The following is a 15,526-nucleotide window of genomic DNA, read 5'->3' as shown; positions in this document are numbered from 1 at the left end:
CAGCCAATCATCAGTCGAGGCTGGCCTCAGGGATTGATGACGATGGAGAACTTCTTGGAAACGGTGTTGCCGTTGGCGTCGCGAATCTGCGCGGTGAAGTCATCGGGAATCGACGTGGCATTCTGCGGCTCGCCACTGAGCACGCCGTCGCTGCCCAGAGTCAGGCCGGCCGGCGGGAAGCCGCTGACCAGGCGCCAGGTCGTGCCGCCCACGCCACCGCGCGATTCCAGTTGCACGGAATAGGGGGTGCCTACCGATGCTGGTGGCAGTGCGGAGAGCTGGGTGATGTGCAGCCCTGCAGCGGGATGGCTGGTGGCCAGTCGATAGAACTTGACCAGCGCGCCATCTTCGCTGTTGTCGTTACGGCTGTTCAGGAAGGCGCCTGCCTTGAAGTAGAAGGTTCGGCTATCCCAGGCCGGGTCCAGCGGAACCTGGATGGCAGGGGCACCGTTGATCGAGATGGAGACCTCTGCCACGCCATCCCGATTACGCGCCATGCCCAGGCGGTAGACGAATGCCTGACCCAGTTGAATTCCCTCGGCGAGGTTGTAGCGTTTGGGCTCTTCTGCGCCTTCCGGGCTTTCCTTGACTCTGGCCATGAGGCGCCCGCTCTGAGCGTCCATGTCGTACTGGTAGTACAGGGTGACCAGCGGCATGGCCTCATAAGCATGGATCTGGCCAACGGCGACCAGGCCGTTGCTCACCGGCGCCTGCAGAACGCGCAGGCGTGCGTCCAGGTGCGCGCGGCCCTGGTTGTCCCAGTTCACTGCGTTCGAGCTGGGATCGATCATCTGCCGCAGTTCGGCGCGGGCGTAGTCTGCGCGAGCTGAAAGCGCACCGTTGGCGGGTACCCAGAAGGTCATGGCGCCGTCGGTATCGGTGCGGAAATAGGGAGAGGTATAACCCTGCGGACCGCTGAGTCGGTCGGGATACAGGGTCTGAGCACGACCCTGGTTGTTTCCTTCCTCGTCCACTGGCAAGGTCAAAGACCAGTTCTCCAATGCGAAGTTGCCGCCGGGAGCCAGTTCCGGGCGCAGTTCGGCCTGACTGGTGAAGCTCAATAGAGAGCCCGTCACTGCAGCTCCAATTGCGGCGGCGTAACTACGCTTGCTAGGCGCTACAACAAGATTGTTGTTCATCGTTGTTTTTCCTGAAGTCATGCTCTAGATGACCGGTCGTTCCGTGGCATCAGCGACACGGGTGGACCTGTCCATGGATAGGGTTCTCCGGGCGAGTGGTAACTCCTTGATTCCCCCCGTTGAACCCCAAACATGACCCGTGGCGGCGCGCATGAGTTCAGCCTCGTCCTGCTCCTCCGGCGTGGTTTCAGATGATCGGTCGTTTTGTGATGGCTTCATGGCATCAAAATTGCCAGCTTGCTCAGCCACCCAGCATGTCGTGCATGGCAATGATCTGCTCGGCCACCTGAATCAGCTTCTGCTGACGGCTCATGGCCTGCCGCCGCATCAGGGTGTAGGCCTCTTCTTCGTTGCAGCTCTTCATTTTCATCAGCAGCCCCTTGGCCAGTTCGACGCGCTTGCGCTCAGCCAGTTGGGCGTCGCGCGCCTGGAGCTGGGCGCGCAGTGCCTGATCGCTCTCGAAGCGGGCCATGGCGACGTCGAGGATGGGTTGCAGGCGTTGGGCGTGGATGCCTTCGACGATGTAGGCGCTGACGCCACTCTGGATCGCCTGGCGCATCACGCCGGGGTCATGCTCGTCGGTGAACATGACAATCGGGCGTGGTTGGTCGCGGCTGACCAGTACTACCTGTTCCATCACGTCGCGGCCGGGCGATTCGGTGTCGATCAGGATCACGTCGGGGCGCACGGCCTCGACCCGCTCCGGCAGATCGATGGTCAGCCCGGATTCGTCGATGACCTCGAAACCCGCCTCGATCAGCGCGCATTTCAGGCGCCCGACCTTCTTCGGGGTGTCGTTGATCAGCAGGATACGCAGCATCGGGGACTCTCCAGGGCGGTTACAGGGCGACGGCGGGGCTGTCGGCCAGGGCGTGGAGACGGAAGCTGCGGGCGTAGGCGGCGGGGTCGCTGCCATCCCAGCAACTGCCATCCTGCAGTATGGAGCTACGCATCTGCGCGGGGACGGGGACATCGAGCGCTTCGGCGGCCTGTCGATACAGGCTCAATTGCTGAACCTGGCGGGCGATGCCCAGGTAGTCGGGGTCGCTGCGCAGCAGGCCCCAGCGGCGGAATTGGGTCATGAACCACATGGCGTCGGACAGGTAGGGCATGTTCACAGCGCCCCCGCCATGGAAACGCAGCGGGTGAGCATCCTGCCAGGCCTGTCCGAGGCCATTCTGGTACTGGCCGAGAAAGCGCGGTGTGATGGCTGAGAGGGGGGCGTCAACATAGTCGCTGCCGCTGAGCAATTGGGCTGTACTGCGCTTGTTCTCCTCGCTCTGATCGATGAAGCGGGCGGCGTCGAGTACCGCCATGATCAGCGCGCGGGCGGTGTTGGGGTTCTGCAGGGCGAAAGAGCGGGTGCAGCCAAGCACCTTCTCGGGGTGATCCGGCCAGATTGCCTGAATAGTGGTCAGGGTGCAGCCGAGCTGTTCGTCGACCGCCTTGGCGGTCCAGGGTTCGCCGACACAGAAGCCATCGATGCGCTTGGCCACCAGGTGTTCGATCATCTGCGGCGGTGGCACCACCACGCTGTCGACGTCGCGCAGGGGGTGGATGCCCTGGCTGGCCAGCCAGTAGTAGAGCCACATCGCATGGGTGCCGGTGGGGAAGGTCTGGGCGAAGGTCAGTCTCGCCCCGTTCTGGTGCACGTGCTGGTGCAGTGCTTCGCCGCTGGTCACGCCTGCGGTTTGCAGCGTATGCGACAGGTTGATGCTCTGGCCGTTCTGGTTGAGGCCCATGAGTACCGCCATGTCGGTGGCCGCTGCGCCGCCGAGACCCAGTTGCACGCCATAGATCAGCCCATAAAGGCTATGGGCGGCGTCCAGCTCGCCATTGAGCAGCTTGTCGCGCAGGCCGGCCCAGGAGGCCTGGCGTTGCAGCTTGAGGCTCAGCCCGTATTTCTCGGCAAAGCCCTGGGTGGCCGCGACTATCACCGAGGCGGAATCGCTCAGGGCCATGAAACCGATGTTCAGCACGCTCTTTTCCGGTGCATCGCTGCCGCCGACCCAGGCCAGGGCGTCGCCGCGAGGGATATGCTGTTCGCTCATGTCGCTTCCTTCATCCACGCATTGGGTTCCGAGCCGCCGGCTGGGGTTTGCACGGCTGTGCGGGTGGCCCAGAAAAAAGGCGTCGTACCGATCACCGCCGTAAAGGGCCGCGCGCGGATACGACGCCGTTGTCGTTCGGGCCTTGTCCGTCGCCGGAGAGGCTCACTGCATGGAGAGAAAGCAAGGCATATGCCAGTGCGCAGAATCTGCGCTGTTGGGTGAAGTGTTCAGCGCTCCAGCATCTGCTTCACGCTGCTCTGCGGTATCTGCTGCTTGCGGCCTTCGCTATCGGTGAATTCGAGCATGCCGGTGTCCTTGTCCAGTTCCGGCTTGCCGTCGCTGGTGAGCATCTGGCCATCGGTGGTGGTGATGATGTACTCGCTGCTGCAGCCGGCCAGGCCGAACAGGCACAGGGCGGCGATGATCCATGGCTTCATGACGTGCTCCTGACGGGTGATCGGGGGGGCTCCCCTTTTCAGAAGGTAGACGGTGGCGCACCGGCTGCAAGCCGGGTGTGGCAAAAGACGCTTTGTGCTCGCGCATAAAAAAGCCCCGCACTAGGCGGGGCTCCTTTTACGACGCTTGGATCAGGCCTGAACGACCGGGATCTTGGCGTTCGCTGCCGCTTCGCGGAAGTCGGCGATCTGGTCGAAGCTCAGGTAGCGGTAAACGTCGGCAGCCATGCTGTCGATGTTCTTCGCGTACTCCATGTACTCCTCGACGGTCGGCAGTTTGCCGAGAATCGAAGCGACTGCTGCCAGTTCGGCAGAGGCCAGGTACACGTTGGCGCCGTCACCCAGGCGGTTCGGGAAGTTACGGGTCGAGGTCGAAACGACCGTCGAGTTCGGCTCAACCCGCGCCTGGTTACCCATGCACAGCGAGCAGCCCGGCATTTCCATGCGCGCACCAGCCTTGCCGTAGATGCCGTAGTAGCCTTCTTCGGTCAGCTGGTGAGCGTCCATCTTGGTCGGCGGCGACAGCCACAGACGAGTCGGCAGCTGACCCTTGACCTGATCCAGCAGCTTACCGGCAGCACGGAAGTGACCGATGTTGGTCATGCACGAACCGATGAACACTTCATCGATCTTCTCGCCCTGAACGGTCGAGAGCAGGCGGGCATCATCCGGGTCGTTCGGTGCGCAGAGCACCGGTTCGTTGATGTCGGCCAGGTCGATTTCGATGATTTCGGCGTACTCGGCGTCCTTGTCGGCTTCCATCAGCTTCGGATCGGCCAACCAGGCTTCCATCGCTTGAGCGCGACGCTCCATGGTGCGGGCATCGCCGTAGCCTTCGCTGATCATCCAGCGCAGCAGGGTGATGTTCGAACGCAGGTACTCGGCAATCGCCTTTTCCGGCAGCTTGATGGTGCAACCCGCGGCGGAACGCTCGGCGGAGGCGTCGGACAGCTCGAACGCTTGCTCGACGGTCAGCTCGTCCAGACCTTCGATCTCGAGGATGCGGCCGGAGAAGATGTTCTTCTTGCCTTTCTTCTCGACGGTCAGCAGGCCTTTCTGGATGGCCACGTAAGGGATGGCATGCACCAGGTCACGCAGGGTGATGCCCGGTTGCAGTTTGCCCTTGAAGCGCACCAGTACCGACTCCGGCATGTCCAGCGGCATTACGCCAGTGGCAGCGGCGAAGGCAACCAGGCCGGAACCGGCCGGGAAGGAGATGCCGATTGGGAAGCGGGTATGCGAGTCACCACCGGTACCGACGGTATCCGGCAGCAGCATGCGGTTCAGCCAGCTGTGGATGATGCCGTCGCCAGGACGCAGGGACACGCCGCCACGGGTGCGGATGAAATCCGGCAGGGTGTGGTGGGTGGTGACGTCGATTGGCTTCGGATAAGCCGCGGTGTGGCAGAACGACTGCATGACCAGGTCAGCGGAGAAGCCCAGGCAAGCCAGGTCTTTCAGCTCGTCGCGGGTCATCGGGCCAGTGGTGTCCTGGGAACCGACGGTGGTCATCTTCGGTTCGCAGTAGGTGCCCGGACGTACGCCTTTGCCTTCCGGCAGGCCGCAGGCCTTGCCGACCATCTTCTGTGCCAGGGTGTAACCCTTGCCGGTATCGACCGGGGCTTCCGGCAGTTTGAACAGATCGGTTGGGCCCAGGCCCAGCTCAGCGCGGGCTTTGTCGGTCAGACCACGGCCAATGATCAGCGGGATACGGCCGCCAGCGCGCACTTCGTCGAGCAGAACCGGGGTTTTCAGTTCGAAGGTGGTGATGACTTCATCGGTACCGTGCTTGCAGACCTTGCCGGCATGCGGGTACAGGTCGATCACGTCACCCATGTTGATGTTCGACACATCGAATTCGATCGGCAGGGCGCCGGCGTCTTCCATGGTGTTGTAGAAAATCGGGGCGATCTTGCTGCCGAAGCAGAAGCCACCAGCGCGCTTGTTCGGCACGTACGGAATGTCGTCGCCGAAGAACCACAGCACCGAGTTGGTGGCGGATTTGCGGGAAGAGCCAGTACCGACCACGTCACCGACGTAGGCGATCGGGAAACCTTCGCCGCGCATCTGCTCGATTTGCTTCATCGGGCCGATGGAACCTTGCACGTCAGGCACGATGCCTTCGCGGGCCATTTTCAGCATGGCCAGGGCGTGCAGCGGGATATCAGGGCGCGACCAGGCGTCCGGGGCAGGGGACAGGTCGTCGGTGTTGGTTTCGCCGGTGACCTTGAACACGCGCAGGCTGATCTTGTCAGCCAGGGTCGGACGCTTCTTGAACCACTCGCCATCGGCCCAAGACTGCAGCACGCCTTGAGCGTGAGCATTGCCCGCTTTGGCTTTCTCGGCAACGTCGTGGAAGGCGTCGAACATCAGCAGGGTGTGCTTGAGCTGTTCGGCAGCGACTGCAGCCAGCTCGGCGTCATCCAGCAGCTCGACCATGGTGGCGATGTTGTAGCCGCCCTGCATGGTGCCCAGCAGCTCAACGGCGCGTTGCTTGCTGATCAGCGGGGAAGTGGCTTCGCCCTTGGCGATGGCAGAGAGGAAACCAGCCTTGACGTAGGCAGCCTCATCGACGCCTGGCGGTACGCGGTTGGTGATCAGGTCTACGAGGAATTCTTCTTCGCCAGCAGGCGGGTTTTTCAGCAGCTCGATCAGGCCTGCGGTTTGTTCGGCGTTCAGCGGCTGGGGCACGATACCCTGAGCGGCACGCTCTGCTACGTGTTTGCGGTAGGCTTCAAGCACAGTTATTACCCTCATCAGTGGTCCCAAAGGGTTGTCCGGGACGCGATCCAGATACTCATGACCAGGCGCTTTTCGACTTTATGAGCCGATCAGCCGAGGTTTCATGAGTCTCTTGTAGAAGCTGCTTTCAAAGTTTTACGCCGGCAGGACGGTTTCTGATGAGGGCTGACGCAGACGCTCGGGGGGACTCCAAGTGGCTGCGCCGCCATCGTACCTGCAGGATCGACTGTGCTCGTGACGCTTTGAAAACAGCTTCCAACGGACATTGGCGCCGTAAAAGGCGGGCCGATTCTAATGGAAAGCGCAGATAAAGTTAAGCCGATGTCCCCGTATCGGCAGGCTGCTGAAAAAGGATTGGCAGACAACCCAAGACCGATGGCGGCCCCGCAAAAATGGCCGAAAAAGCGCAATTTAGCTGTTCTAAGTGAGCATTTTGAGGCCGTTTTTAACGCAGTAGTGCCAACGCAGGTAGTTTTCGCTGGCCTGTCGGCAGGGGTGATCTGGATTAGACAAAGGGCTAAGATGCCAGGCCATTCTGCTGTCTATTCTGTTTTGCCATGTCCAATCAGCGCATCAAGACGCCTTGTGTGGGGCTGTGTTCGACCGTTTACGGCGATGTCGTGTGCCGCGGTTGCAAGCGCTTCCACCATGAGGTGATCAACTGGAACAGTTACAACGACGACGAGAAGCGCGCCGTCTGGACGCGTCTGGAAGTGCTGCTGGTGCAGGTGATGGCCGCCAAGCTGGAAGTGTTCGATGAACAACGTCTGCGTGGTCAGCTGGAGCAGCGGCAGATTCGCTTCGTGCCGCAACAGTCGCCTTATTGCTGGGCCTATCAGCTGATCGCGCGGGGCGCTCGGGTGATCAATCAGCTGGAAGCCTATGGCATGGTGCTGCTGCCCGAGTTTCGCAACTGGGCGCTGCCTGAGCTGCGCGATGCCATCGATCGTGAGTTCTTCCTGCTCTCTGAAGCGCACTACGAGCGCTACATCGCGCCGAAGTTTCTGCGCGAAGGGCTTGAGCTGAGGGTCTAGCCTCTGCACAGGTAAAAATGCCGCTCGTTCCGGAGCGGCATTTTCGTTTCAGCCGTTGGCTCAGCGCTGCGCCACCAGTTCTTCCAGATGGGCGATGATTTCGTCCGGCTTGAGTACCAGTACATCACTTTCCAGTGCGTCGAGTATGACTTCGGCCGTGTTGCCGATCAGTGCCCCGGAAAGCCCGGTGCGCGCCACGGTGCCGATCACCGTGACGGCGGCATTGAACTGATGGGCAACCTGTGGAATCACCACGTCGGCTGGGCCTTCGAGCACATGCAGGCGGTCGTCGCTGATGTCGTACTCGGCCTGGAAGCTGCGGCACTGCTCGCGGTAGCGCGCCTCGATGGTTTCCTTGAGCTGGAAGGTCGGGTCGGCAGCCGACAGCATTGGCGTCGGATGCGCGGTGGTCACGTGCAAGGTGCCTTTGGCCAGGCCGGCGATATCATAGCCATGGCTGATGATGCCGGCGTGCAGGGTGCGATGCTCGCCATCGGCGTTGCCCACATCCACGGCGGCGAGGATGTTGCCGCCCGTCCAGGGGCGTTCGGTCTTGACCATCAGTACCGGGCCTGGACAGTAACGCAGCAGTTTCCAGTCTTCCGGGGTGAGCAGGGCCTTTTTCAGCGGGTTGTCCGGCAGATGTTGCTTGATCACCAGCCCGCAGCCTTCGGCCTGCTGTACGGCGATGATGGTCTGATGCGGGTTGTCATGCCAGGACTGCTGGGTGGAAACGCTGAAGCCTTCTTCGCCGAGGGTGCTGCTGAGATCGTTGAGCCAAGCGCTGTGGTCGCCTTTCTTGTCGCAGACCAGCAGGTGCAGATGCGACTGGGTGACTCCCGCTATCAGTTTTGCCCGCTTCAGTGCGAGGCCTTCGGGGTGCTGGGGCTCCATCACCACCAGAATGCTACGGATCGCTTGCATGGTCGTCTCCCTGAGAATGAATAGCGCTTATTCAACTATAGGTGCGTCGTTGCCAGCGGCTTGTTGACCTGCATCAACGGCATGCTGGTCGTCCGGCCTGCCACTCGTATAATGGCCCGCCATTTTCAACCTCGCCAGCACCTAGAGCGCTTCAAATATGATGTCAAATGCCGAGCATGTTCCGACTAACGGTGAGGAACCTGTGTCGATCCTGCAGGAAATTCTCGGGTTTCTCGGTGGCGTCGCCACGCCTGATGCCTGGCTGGACGAGGCCCTGCGCCAGCAGGAAATCCTCCTGCTCGACCATCGCAACCTGGAATACAAGGCGGCGCAGACGGCCCTGAGCCTGATGGGGCGCTACCTGACCAAGACCGAATTGACCGCGAGAATGTCGCGTTTGGCCCGTGAAGAGCTGGTGCACTTCGAGCAGGTGAGCAAGATCATTCGCGGGCGTGGCATCGAGGTTCGCCATGTTTCGGCGTCGCGCTACGCAGCCGGCCTGCGCGCGCTGCTGCGCGGTGGCGAGGTCGAGCGGCTGGTAGACGTGCTGGTGGTCGGTGCTTTCATCGAGGCGCGCTCCTGCGAGCGCTTCGCTGCCCTGGTGCCGAGGCTGGATGCTGAACTGGCCAAGTTCTACGCCGGGCTGCTGGAGAGCGAAGGGCGCCACTACCGGGGTTATCTCAAGCTCGCCTACCTGTATGGCGATGCAGCCGACGTGGACGCGCGTATCGAGGTGGTGCGTGCGGTGGAGCAGGAGCTGATCACCTCGCCGGATGAGCAGTTCCGTTTCCATAGTGGTGTGCCTGTAGAAAGCAGCCGCGAAGCGGTTTTCCAATAATTGTAGGAGCGGCTTCAGCCGCGAACGCGGAGTATAGTGGCCTTCGCGGCTGAAGCCGCTCCTACAAGGTTAGGTCGAGTCGAACAGGGTGGGGCTTTCGTAGCCCGGATGAAATCCGGGGCGAGTTTCGGCAATTCCCCGGATTTCATCCGGGCTACGGTTAGGCGCTCGTCAACTCGAACGGCGCCTGGTTGAACCCCTCGTCATCGACCTGTAACGCCCAGCCCTGACGATCCCAGTCACCCAGGACGATGCGTCGTGCAGGTTGGCCGTTCACGTCCAGTTCGTGCACCGCCGGCCTGTGGGTATGGCCGTGGATCAGCGTACGTACACCGTAAGCGGTCATCAGCTTGACCACTTCGTCCGGTGTGACGTCGACGATCTCGCTGGCTTTCATTCGCGTCTGTGCGCGGCTTTCGTTGCGCAGCTTGCGCGCCAGCTTCTGCCGGGTGCTCAACGGCAGGTTGCGCAGAATCAGCAGCGACAGCGGATTGCGCAGCCAGCGCCGTAGCTTCATATAGCCGACGTCCAGGGTACACAGGCTGTCGCCGTGCATCAGCAGCACGGGCTCACCGTTCATCTGCACCTTGTGCGGATCGCTCAGCAGGGTGCAGCCGGCCTCACGGCAGAAGCGCTTGCCGATGAGAAAGTCGCGATTGCCATGCATCAGGTAGATGCGCGTACCGGCGTCGCTCAGCTCGCGCAGGGCACGGGCGATCTCGTGCTGGAAGGGCGTCATGCCGTCGTCGCCGATCCAGACTTCGAAGAAGTCGCCGAGGATGTACAGCGTCTCGGCCTGGCGCGCGCGAGTGGCGAGAAAATGCAGAAACGCCCGGGTGATATCCGGGCGTTTCTCTTCGAGATGCAGATCGGAGATCAGCAGAATCATCGACTTACTCGGCTACGACTTCGGCCTTCTCGATGATCACGTCGTCGACCGGCACGTCCTGGTGGCCGGATTTCATGGTGGTGGCGACGCCCTTGATCTTCTCGACCACGTCCATGCCTTCGACCACTTCACCGAACACCGCGTAGCCCCAGCCCTGTACGGTCGGCGCGCTGTGGTTGAGGAAGCCGTTGTCGGCGACGTTGATGAAGAACTGCGCGCTGGCCGAATGCGGCTCCATGGTGCGGGCCATGGCGACGGTGCCGACCTTGTTGGCCACGCCGTTGTTGGCTTCGTTCTTGATCGGTGCGCGGGTCGGCTTCTGCTTCATGCCCGGCTCGAAACCGCCGCCCTGGATCATGAAGTTGCCGATTACGCGGTGGAAAATGGTGCCGTCATAGTGGCCTTCCTTCACGTATTGCTCGAAGTTGGCCACGGTTTCCGGGGCCTTGTCGGCGAACAGGTTCAGGGTGATGACGCCGTGGTTGGTGTGCAGTTTGATCATGATCGTATCCGTGATGAGGCAGGTTCGAGCCGATGGCTCTGAGGTGAACAGCGCTTGCCAGGGTGGCATGCACCCTGTCAGGGGCTTGACAGGTTGGTTATGATACGGACTTTGCCCGAAGCGGCCTACCCTGTGCCGCGCCAGTATTGTTAAGGACACCATGAGCAAGCCTACCGTCGAAAAAGCTGCCAACTTCCTGCGCCCCATCGTCCAGGCTGATCTGGACAGCGGCAAGCACGCCAAGATCGTGACCCGCTTCCCGCCGGAGCCCAACGGCTACCTGCACATCGGCCATGCCAAGAGCATCTGCCTGAACTTCGGCCTGGCCGAAGAGTTCGGCGGCCAGTGCAACCTGCGTTTCGACGACACCAACCCGGCCAAGGAAGACCAGGAATACATCGATGCGATCAAGGCCGACGTCGAGTGGCTGGGCTTCAAGTGGGCCGGTGAGGAGCGCTACGCCTCCAACTATTTCGACCAACTGCATGCCTGGGCCATCGAGCTGATCAAGGCCGGCAAGGCCTTCGTCTGCGACCTGAATGCCGAAGAGATGCGTGAATACCGCGGCAGCCTGAACGAACCGGGCAAGAACAGCCCGTTCCGCGAGCGCTCCGTGGAAGAGAACCTCGATCTGTTCGCGCGTATGAAAGCCGGTGAGTTCCCGGACGGCGCCCGTTCGCTGCGCGCCAAGATCGACATGGCTTCGCCGAACATCAACCTGCGCGACCCGATCCTCTACCGCATCCGCCACGCCCATCACCACCAGACTGGTGACAAGTGGTGCATCTACCCGAGCTACGACTTCACTCATGGTCAGTCGGACGCCATCGAGGGCATCACCCACTCCATCTGCACCCTGGAGTTCGAGGATCACCGCCCGCTGTACGAGTGGTTCCTGGAGAACCTGCCGGTACCGGCGCAGCCGCGTCAGTACGAATTCGCCCGGCTGAACCTGAACTACACCATCACCAGCAAGCGCAAGCTCAAGCAGCTGGTCGACGAGAAGCACGTCAACGGTTGGGACGACCCGCGCATGTCGACGCTGTCCGGCTACCGTCGTCGCGGCTATACCCCGGCTTCGATCCGCGCGTTCTGCGACATGATCGGCGTCAACCGCGCCGGTGGTCTGGTGGACATCGGCATGCTCGAGTTCGCCATTCGCGATGATCTGGATGCCAATGCCGCGCGTGCCATGTGCGTGCTCAAGCCGCTGAAGGTGGTGATCACCAATTACCCCGAGGGCAAGGTCGAGAATCTGGAGCTGGCGCGTCACCCCAAGCAGGACATCGGCACCCGCGTGCTGCCGTTCTCCCGCGAGATCTTCATCGACGCCAGCGACTTCGAGGAAACCCCGCCGGACGGCTTCAAGCGCCTGATCCCGGGCGGCGAAGTGCGCCTGCGCGGCAGCTACGTGATCCGCGCCGACGAGGCGATCAAGGACGCCGCCGGCAACATCGTCGAGCTGCGCTGCTCCTATGACGAGAACACCCTGGGCAAGAACCCCGAAGGCCGCAAGGTCAAGGGCGTGATTCACTGGGTGCCAGCGGCCGAGAGCGTCGAGTGCGAAGTGCGCCTGTACGACCGCCTGTTCCGCTCGGCCAACCCGGAGAAGAGCGAAGAGGGCGGCAGCTTCCTCGACAACATCAACCCCGAGTCGCTGGTCGTGCTCACCGGTTGCCGCGCCGAGCCATCGCTGGCCCAGGCGACGGCTGATGATCGCTTCCAGTTCGAGCGCGAAGGCTATTTCTGCCTGGACAAGGATTCGCAGCCAGGCAAGCCGGTGTTCAACCGTACCGTGACCCTGCGCGACTCCTGGGGGCAATAAATGGCGCTCTCCATCTACAACACCCTGAGCAAGGTCAAGGAAGCGTTCAAACCGCTGGAAGGCAATCACGTGCGCATGTACGTGTGCGGCATGACCGTGTATGACTTCTGCCACATCGGCCACGCCCGGGTGATGGTCGCCTTCGACGTGGTCACCCGCTGGCTGCGTCAGCGCGGCTATGACGTGACCTACGTGCGCAATATCACCGATATCGATGACAAGATCATCAAGCGCGCGCAGGAGAACGGCGAGCCGTTCGAGGCACTGGTCGAGCGCATGATCGCTGCGATGCATGAAGACGAAGCGCGCCTGAGCGTGCTGCGCCCGGACATCGAGCCGCGTGCCACCGGGCACATCGCCGGCATGCACCAGATGATCCAGACCTTGATCGACAAGGGCTACGCCTATGCGCCGGGCAATGGCGACGTGTACTACCGCGTCACCAAGTTCGAGACCTACGGCAAGCTGTCGCGCCGCAGGATCGACGAGCTGAAGATCGGCGCACGCATCGAAGTCGACGAAATCAAGGAAGACCCGCTGGACTTCGTGTTGTGGAAAGGCGCCAAACCGGGCGAACCGAGCTGGGATTCGCCCTGGGGCAAGGGGCGTCCGGGTTGGCACATCGAGTGCTCCGTGATGTCCACCTGCTGCCTGGGCGAGACCTTCGACATCCATGGTGGTGGCCCGGATCTGGTGTTCCCGCACCACGAGAACGAGATCGCGCAGAGCGAGGCGGCCACTGGCAAGCAGTACGCCAATGCCTGGATGCACGCTGGCGCAGTGCGCGTCGATGGCGAAAAGATGTCCAAGAGCCTGGGCAACTTCTTCACCATTCGCGAGGTGCTGGAGAAGTACCACCCGGAGGTGGTGCGCTACCTGCTGGTGTCCAGCCATTACCGCAGCCCGATCAACTATTCGGAAGAAAGCCTCAAGGAAGCCAAGGGCGCCCTGGAGCGTTTCTACAACGGCCTGAAAGGTTTGCCGGAAGCAGCGCCTGCCGGTGGCGAGGCGTATGTGGAGCGCTTCGGCGCGACCATGGACGACGATTTCAACTCGCCGGAAGCCTGCGCTGTGCTGTTCGAGATGATTCGCGAGGTCAACCGCCTGCGTGAGTCGGACGTACAGGCCGCTGCTGGCCTGGCTGCCCAGCTCAAGCAATTGGCCAGCGTGCTTGGCGTGCTGCAGCTCGAACCGGAAGCCTTCCTCCAGGCTGGCGCTGCCGGCAAGGTCGATGCGGCGCAGGTGGATGCACTGATCGCCGCGCGTCTGCAGGCGCGCGCCGACAAGAACTGGGCAGAAAGCGACCGCATCCGCGATCAGCTCACCGCCATGGGCGTGGTGCTGGAAGACGGCAAGGGCGGCACCACCTGGCGCCTGGCCGAGTAAGCCGTGTGCTCAACGACAAAGGCCGCTTTCGAGCGGCCTTTGTCGTTTCGGCTGTCTTTTGCGCTGTGATCGGGCGGCCTGGCCCCGTGGCGAGCGATTCACACGGCGGCGGATGAGCGCCGCAAGTGTGGCGGTCAGATTTACGATAATTTTTGCCGATGCGACAGTCAGTTACGCCAGTTCGACAGCTCGTCCGGCAACTGTGCTGCTGAAGGGTGCTTTTCGTTAGTATGCGCGCCTTATCGTGTCCGTGGCGCCACAAGCGCCTGGCGATGCCTGCAGTGGTTCGAGCCAAACGCTCGGGCGACGTTTCCCCGATCCCTCAAGGAAACCCCCGCAACTCTTCGATTTCCTGCTTGTGGTACTTCCCTTTATGACTCGTTTGCAAGGCTCGGACCTCCTGGCCCTCGGCTTCATGACTTTTGCGTTGTTTCTCGGCGCAGGTAACATCATTTTCCCGCCTAGCGCCGGCCTCGCCGCTGGGGAGAATCTGCTTCCCGCGGCACTCGGCTTCCTGCTGACCGGTGTCGGCCTGCCGCTTCTGACTGTAGTGGCCCTGGCCCGTGTAGGTGGCGGTATGGACCTGCTCACCGCACCACTGGGTAAGGTGGCGGGTGCAGTCCTCGCGGTCGCGGTGTACCTGGCCATCGGACCGCTGTTCGCCACGCCGCGTACCGCTGTGGTGTCCTTCGAGATGGGCATTGCGCCGTTCACCGGTAACGAGGGTGCGCCGCTGCTGATCTACACCCTGGTCTATTTCGCCGCCGTGCTGTTTCTGTCACTCAACCCCGGTCGACTGGTCGACCGTATTGGCAAGTTCATCACTCCGGTGTTGCTGGCCGCACTGCTGGTGTTGGGCGGCGCTGCGCTGTTCGCGCCGGCTGGCGAGATTGGCGTGGTTGCCGACAGCTACCGCGAGGCGCCTCTGGTGCAGGGCTTCCTGCAGGGCTACCTGACCATGGATACCCTCGGCGCACTGGTGTTTGGCATCGTTATCGCAAGCGCCATTCGCGACCGCGGTGTCAGTGATGCAGGCCTGGTGACCCGTTATTCGGTGATCGCGGGCGTTATCGCGGCCATCGGCCTGTCGCTGGTGTATCTGGCGCTGTTCTATCTCGGCGCTACCAGCCAGGGCATCGCGGGTGATGCGCAAAACGGCGTGCAGGTGCTGACCACCTATGTGCAGCACACCTTCGGCACCACCGGCAGCCTGCTGCTGGCGGTGGTCATCACCCTGGCGTGTCTGACCACGGCGGTTGGCCTGTTGACTGCCTGCGGCGAGTTCTTCAGCAAGCTGCTGCCGGTTTCCTATCGCACGGTGGTAATCGTTTTCGGCCTGTTCAGCCTGGTGGTGGCCAATCAGGGCCTGACCCAACTGATCAGTTTCTCCATTCCGGTGCTGGTGGGCCTGTATCCGCTGGCTATCGTTCTGGTTGCGCTGAGCCTGGCCAATCGCCTGTGGGTTTCCCAGTCGCTGGTTTTCGTGCCCGTGATGGCCGTTACGCTGATCTTCGGCGTTGCCGACGGTGTTGCCGCTACCCCCTGGGCCGACAAGGTTCCAGCCTGGTTCGGGCAACTGCCCCTGGCCGGTCAGAGCCTGGGCTGGTTGTTGCCGGTGGCGGTGACCTTGGTTCTGGTGGTGGTGCTGGACCGTATCCTGGGGATGCGTCAGAGCGCTACCACTGCGTAAAACGCGCTCGAAACAAAACAAGGCTGCCCACGAGGCGGCCTTTTTTGTCGA

Annotated in this window: 13 protein-coding genes; 5 read left to right on the top strand and 8 right to left on the bottom strand. The window is 62.1% G+C overall.

The genetic code is table 11. From position 1 onward, the window contains the following. Positions 1-26: 26 nt before the first annotated feature. The 5 genes from BLR77_RS14230 to acnB all read right to left on the bottom strand — a co-directional run bounded on the left by BLR77_RS14230 (position 27) and on the right by acnB (position 6,402). Complete coding sequence (locus BLR77_RS14230) at positions 27-1,076, bottom strand: polysaccharide lyase family 7 protein (protein WP_238380572.1); 1,050 nt, start codon at positions 1,074-1,076, stop codon at positions 27-29. Between the two features lie 304 nt (positions 1,077-1,380). Beyond that, complete coding sequence (locus BLR77_RS14225) at positions 1,381-1,959, bottom strand: ANTAR domain-containing response regulator (protein ID WP_036999951.1); 579 nt, start codon at positions 1,957-1,959, stop codon at positions 1,381-1,383. A 19-nt stretch (positions 1,960-1,978) separates the two neighbouring features. Further along, positions 1,979-3,190 carry a CmpA/NrtA family ABC transporter substrate-binding protein gene (locus BLR77_RS14220; protein ID WP_074678813.1) on the bottom strand — a complete coding sequence of 404 codons (1,212 nt, stop codon included), beginning with the start codon at positions 3,188-3,190 and terminating at the stop codon, positions 1,979-1,981. A 227-nt stretch (positions 3,191-3,417) separates the two neighbouring features. Further along, on the bottom strand, positions 3,418-3,627 hold the full coding sequence (locus tag BLR77_RS14215) for a YgdI/YgdR family lipoprotein (protein WP_072424168.1): 210 nt from the start codon (positions 3,625-3,627) through the stop codon (positions 3,418-3,420). Between the two features lie 150 nt (positions 3,628-3,777). Continuing rightward, positions 3,778-6,402 carry a bifunctional aconitate hydratase 2/2-methylisocitrate dehydratase gene (acnB, locus tag BLR77_RS14210; RefSeq protein ID WP_394328056.1) on the bottom strand — a complete coding sequence of 875 codons (2,625 nt, stop codon included), beginning with the start codon at positions 6,400-6,402 and terminating at the stop codon, positions 3,778-3,780. A gap of 542 nt (positions 6,403-6,944) precedes the next feature. Between acnB and BLR77_RS14205 the strand changes: the two genes are divergently transcribed. Then, complete coding sequence (locus BLR77_RS14205; RefSeq protein WP_074678810.1) at positions 6,945-7,421, top strand: DUF1289 domain-containing protein; 477 nt, start codon at positions 6,945-6,947, stop codon at positions 7,419-7,421. 60 nt (positions 7,422-7,481) lie between these two features. Here the strand turns inward: BLR77_RS14205 and BLR77_RS14200 are convergent, their stop codons facing one another. Next, positions 7,482-8,345, bottom strand: coding sequence for a universal stress protein (locus tag BLR77_RS14200; RefSeq protein WP_074678808.1), 864 nt, complete (start codon positions 8,343-8,345; stop codon positions 7,482-7,484). Between the two features lie 157 nt (positions 8,346-8,502). On the opposite strand from BLR77_RS14200, the gene miaE reads away from it, so the two are divergent. Then, positions 8,503-9,183: a MiaE family protein gene (miaE, locus tag BLR77_RS14195; protein ID WP_074678806.1), complete on the top strand. Its 681-nt coding sequence runs from the start codon at positions 8,503-8,505 to the stop codon at positions 9,181-9,183. A 160-nt stretch (positions 9,184-9,343) separates the two neighbouring features. Here miaE and lpxH read toward each other — a convergent pair whose 3' ends face one another. Beyond that, a complete protein-coding gene (lpxH, locus tag BLR77_RS14190; RefSeq protein ID WP_074678804.1) occupies positions 9,344-10,072 on the bottom strand; it encodes a UDP-2,3-diacylglucosamine diphosphatase in 729 nt (242 codons plus the stop codon). A 4-nt stretch (positions 10,073-10,076) separates the two neighbouring features. After that, positions 10,077-10,574 carry a peptidylprolyl isomerase gene (locus BLR77_RS14185; protein WP_074678802.1) on the bottom strand — a complete coding sequence of 166 codons (498 nt, stop codon included), beginning with the start codon at positions 10,572-10,574 and terminating at the stop codon, positions 10,077-10,079. A gap of 160 nt (positions 10,575-10,734) precedes the next feature. Between BLR77_RS14185 and BLR77_RS14180 the strand changes: the two genes are divergently transcribed. The 3 genes from BLR77_RS14180 to brnQ all read left to right on the top strand — a co-directional run bounded on the left by BLR77_RS14180 (position 10,735) and on the right by brnQ (position 15,475). Beyond that, entirely contained in the window at positions 10,735-12,399 is a 1,665-nt protein-coding gene (locus BLR77_RS14180; protein WP_074678799.1) for a glutamine--tRNA ligase/YqeY domain fusion protein, read from the top strand. Beyond that, positions 12,400-13,785, top strand: coding sequence for a cysteine--tRNA ligase (gene cysS / locus BLR77_RS14175; RefSeq protein WP_074678797.1), 1,386 nt, complete (start codon positions 12,400-12,402; stop codon positions 13,783-13,785). Positions 13,786-14,158: 373 nt separating this feature from the next. Further along, complete coding sequence (brnQ, locus tag BLR77_RS14170) at positions 14,159-15,475, top strand: branched-chain amino acid transport system II carrier protein (RefSeq protein ID WP_074678795.1); 1,317 nt, start codon at positions 14,159-14,161, stop codon at positions 15,473-15,475. Positions 15,476-15,526 lie beyond the last annotated feature (51 nt).

It is taken from the genome of Ectopseudomonas alcaliphila (genome assembly GCF_900101755.1).
GTDB classification, from domain to species: domain Bacteria; phylum Pseudomonadota; class Gammaproteobacteria; order Pseudomonadales; family Pseudomonadaceae; genus Aquipseudomonas; species Aquipseudomonas alcaliphila.
This window is presented reverse-complemented; position numbering and strand designations above follow the sequence as displayed.

Excerpts from the sequence above, each read along its gene's own strand:
- BLR77_RS14200 (WP_074678808.1), bottom strand. The coding sequence starts at position 8,345 with ATGCAAGCGATCCGTAGCATTCTGGTGGTGATGGAGCCCCAGCACCCC.
- BLR77_RS14205 (WP_074678810.1), top strand. The coding sequence starts at position 6,945 with ATGTCCAATCAGCGCATCAAGACGCCTTGTGTGGGGCTGTGTTCGACC.
- BLR77_RS14180 (WP_074678799.1), top strand. The coding sequence starts at position 10,735 with ATGAGCAAGCCTACCGTCGAAAAAGCTGCCAACTTCCTGCGCCCCATC.
- BLR77_RS14225 (WP_036999951.1), bottom strand. The coding sequence starts at position 1,959 with ATGCTGCGTATCCTGCTGATCAACGACACCCCGAAGAAGGTCGGGCGC.
- BLR77_RS14220 (WP_074678813.1), bottom strand. The coding sequence starts at position 3,190 with ATGAGCGAACAGCATATCCCTCGCGGCGACGCCCTGGCCTGGGTCGGC.
- cysS (WP_074678797.1), top strand. The coding sequence starts at position 12,400 with ATGGCGCTCTCCATCTACAACACCCTGAGCAAGGTCAAGGAAGCGTTC.
- lpxH (WP_074678804.1), bottom strand. The coding sequence starts at position 10,072 with ATGATTCTGCTGATCTCCGATCTGCATCTCGAAGAGAAACGCCCGGAT.
- brnQ (WP_074678795.1), top strand. The coding sequence starts at position 14,159 with ATGACTCGTTTGCAAGGCTCGGACCTCCTGGCCCTCGGCTTCATGACT.
- acnB (WP_394328056.1), bottom strand. The coding sequence starts at position 6,402 with ATGAGGGTAATAACTGTGCTTGAAGCCTACCGCAAACACGTAGCAGAG.
- BLR77_RS14215 (WP_072424168.1), bottom strand. The coding sequence starts at position 3,627 with ATGAAGCCATGGATCATCGCCGCCCTGTGCCTGTTCGGCCTGGCCGGC.
- BLR77_RS14185 (WP_074678802.1), bottom strand. The coding sequence starts at position 10,574 with ATGATCAAACTGCACACCAACCACGGCGTCATCACCCTGAACCTGTTC.
- miaE (WP_074678806.1), top strand. The coding sequence starts at position 8,503 with ATGATGTCAAATGCCGAGCATGTTCCGACTAACGGTGAGGAACCTGTG.